2 protein-coding genes and 1 tRNA gene are annotated in these 3109 nt (G+C 44.5%); all 3 read left to right on the top strand.

Annotated features, from left to right (window positions below; translation table 11 throughout):
• Positions 1-107: 107 nt before the first annotated feature.
• Positions 108-827 carry an HAD family hydrolase gene (locus tag QT974_RS20010; protein WP_333470176.1) on the top strand — a complete coding sequence of 240 codons (720 nt, stop codon included), beginning with the start codon at positions 108-110 and terminating at the stop codon, positions 825-827.
• Between the two features lie 129 nt (positions 828-956).
• Positions 957-1029, top strand: a tRNA-Ala gene (locus tag QT974_RS20015).
• Positions 1030-1544: 515 nt separating this feature from the next.
• Entirely contained in the window at positions 1545-2870 is a 1326-nt protein-coding gene (gene urtA / locus QT974_RS20020) for an urea ABC transporter substrate-binding protein (RefSeq protein ID WP_333470177.1), read from the top strand.
• Positions 2871-3109: the final 239 nt, after the last annotated feature.

The following is a 3109-nucleotide window of genomic DNA, read 5'->3' on the forward strand; positions in this document are numbered from 1 at the left end:
CAATAACCAATAACCAATAACCAATAACCAATAACCAATAACCAATAACCAATAATCAATAACTAATAACCAATAACTAATAACCAATAACTAATAACCAATAACTAATGACTCTAAAAACAGTTTTATTTGATTTTAATGGCGTTATCATTAATGACGAGTCGATTCACGAGAAAATTATCGATCGCCTGATGCTTGATGAAAATCTCCAACTCAAACGCGGAGAGTTTCGAGAAGTTTGTTTGGGAAGGAGCGATCGCACTTGTATTACCGACTTGCTGAAGCGCCGAGGACGATATCTCACAGAAACATACCTCGATCGCTTGCTGCGTTGCAAGGCCCAAGCTTATCAGGAAACAATCAATAGTTTGGAAACATTGCCCATTTATCCGGGTTTGGCAGAATTTATTGACAAAATTCGGGTTTCCGGCATGAAAATGGCGGTAGTTAGCGGGGCAATGCGATCGGATATAGAATTGGTGTTAGAGCGATCGGGTTTGGCTGCCAACTTTGAGTTAATTGTCTCTGGCGACGACTCGATGCTGAGCAAACCTGAACCCGACGGCTATCTGTTGGCGGTGGAACTTCTCAACCAGAAATATCCTGCTTTTAACTTACAAGCGATCGAGTGTTTGGCTGTAGAAGACTCTTTTGCGGGGATAGAAGCGGCGAAAAAAGCGGGGATGCAGGTAGCGGGAGTGACTCACACTTACCCGTTTCACATGATCCAGCGCCAAGCTAATTGGACGGTGGATTATTTTGCTGATTTAGAGTTAGACAGAGTGGCCCAACTTTGCTCGATCGCTCCCACGGAGCCTGCTGCATAAAAGACTTGACGTTTTTAGCAGTTGCGTGCTAACGTAGTTGACGGTTTGCAAAATAAAAAGCAAATGCGACCTGTAAGCATTTTAGATTCGGCAATCGGGCATCTAAAATGCTAAAAAGAAAGTCAATCAGGGGAATTAGCTCAGTTGGTAGAGCGCTGCGATCGCACCGCAGAGGCCAGCGGTTCGAGTCCGCTATTCTCCATATATCACTAGACAGTTGAGAGTGGGCAGTTGGCAGTTGGGAGTTGGCAGTTGGCAGTTGGCAGTTGGCAGTGGACAGTTGGCAGTTGCAGAGTAGGGGAATCAAACCATTTATACTGGACGGGTATCGGCTCTATTGATTCAGGTTATTTATGTCCGCGCGGGATGTGGCGGTTGTTATATTTGTAGAAAGGGCGATCGGCATCTGCTTTGATATTTGGCTGTGAGTTTGCGATCGACCCGGTTGCTGCCACCCTTTTTAGCATCAATCACGTCTTTGCCTACAAAAACCGGGTTTCTAACTTTAGACAGACTGCTGAAAAGACGTACCTAGGTTAATAAACCTGATTTTTAGCGCAGTTACTATCAATCCCCACAAAACATTGAATTTGTCAATCAATAATAAGTTTTGTATCTAAACGTACAACACTCTTGTGAAGCTAGTCTTAATATCAAGTCGCTATATGTTATTATTTTCAATCATCTGACTGAACTATTTAAGAGTAACAACAAAAAATGACAAAGCGATTCGATCGGCGGAAATTTCTTTTATACAGTTCTGCTACCCTCACATCAAGTTTATTTCTAAAAGCTTGTAGAACTCCCACTCCAACCGCAACCCCAGCCGCTTCTCCAACCGGAACTACACCAACAGCAGCACCAGCAGCCAGCAGTGGGAACACGATCAAAGTAGGAATTTTACATTCCTTGAGCGGCACAATGTCAATCAGCGAAAAAAGCGTTGTCGATGCCGAACAATTAGCGATCGAAGAAATCAATAAAGCTGGCGGCGTCCTGGGAAAACAAATCCAAGCAATAGTAGAAGACGGCAACTCAGACTGGCCGACTTTTGCCGAAAAAGCCAAAAAATTGATCGATCAAGACAAAGTTGTCACCGTCTTTGGCTGCTGGACATCTGCCAGCCGCAAAGCAGTATTGCCAGTATTTGAAGAAAAAAATCATATGCTGTGGTATCCCGTACAATACGAGGGTCAAGAGTGTTCCAAAAACATCTTTTATACCGGGGCGGCGCCTAACCAACAAATCGAGCCAGCCGTTGACTGGCTGCTAGAAAATAAAGGCAAAAAATTCTTCTTAGTCGGGTCTGACTACGTTTTTCCCCGCACTGCAAATACGATTATCAAAGCACAGCTAGCAGCCAAAGGCGGCGAATTAGTTGGGGAAGATTACATTCCTTTGGGCGGTACCGAAGTCACGCCAATTATTACTAAAATCAAGGCAGCTTTGCCCGATGGTGGCGTCATTTTCAATTCGCTCAACGGCGACAGCAACGTCGCATTTTTCAAACAGTTGCAGGGTGCAGGTTTGGGCCCGGACAAATATCCGTCAATGTCCGTCAGTATTGCCGAAGAAGAAGTAAAGGCGATCGGTTTAGAATATCTCAAAGGTCATTACGCCGCCTGGAATTACTTCATGACTGTGGAATCTCCCGCTAATAAAAAATTTGTGGAAGCTTTCAAGGCAAAATACGGCAAAGAGAGAGTGACCAACGACCCGATGGAAGCAGCTTACATCATGGTTTACCTGTGGAAGCAAGCCGTCGAAAAAGCAGGAACACCAGACGATTTGGAAAAAGTGCGGGCAGCAGCTTTGGGTCAAACTTTTGACGCCCCGGGTGGCAAAGTAACGCTGGAAGCTAACCATCACCTTTCTAAATTTGTGCGGTTGGGCCAAGTGAGAGAAGATGGTTTGTTTGAAATCACTTTTGCTACGCCAGAAGCAGTTAAGCCGGTTCCTTGGAATCAGTTTGTCGCTGAAACAAAAGGCTTTTCTTGCGATTGGTCAGACCCCGCAAAAGGTGGCAAATTTAAGGCTCCATAAGTAGTAGGGTGCGCACTGCGCACCTTATCGTTAGATATAGCAGGTAATATGGATTTGTTCCCTTTAAGCTGTCGCGCATTTAAATTGTATATTCATGGCGGGCGGGACGCCCAACCCCTACTCCCGACAATAGTTTGATTGTTTTTGACCTACAATTCAAATGCAGAAAAGCTTAGTCCTATGCAGCAGGAATTACCCAAGTTTTCAATTTTTACGCTATTTTTAGTAGCATCTGTGCG

This window comes from Microcoleus sp. BM001215392, from assembly GCF_036700185.1.
Taxonomy (GTDB): Bacteria; Cyanobacteriota; Cyanobacteriia; order Cyanobacteriales; family Microcoleaceae; genus Microcoleus.

What these genes read in the sequence shown, in the direction of transcription:
- QT974_RS20010 (WP_333470176.1), top strand. Translation starts at nt 108, where the DNA reads ATGACTCTAAAAACAGTTTTATTTGATTTTAATGGCGTTATCATTAAT.
- urtA (WP_333470177.1), top strand. Translation starts at nt 1,545, where the DNA reads ATGACAAAGCGATTCGATCGGCGGAAATTTCTTTTATACAGTTCTGCT.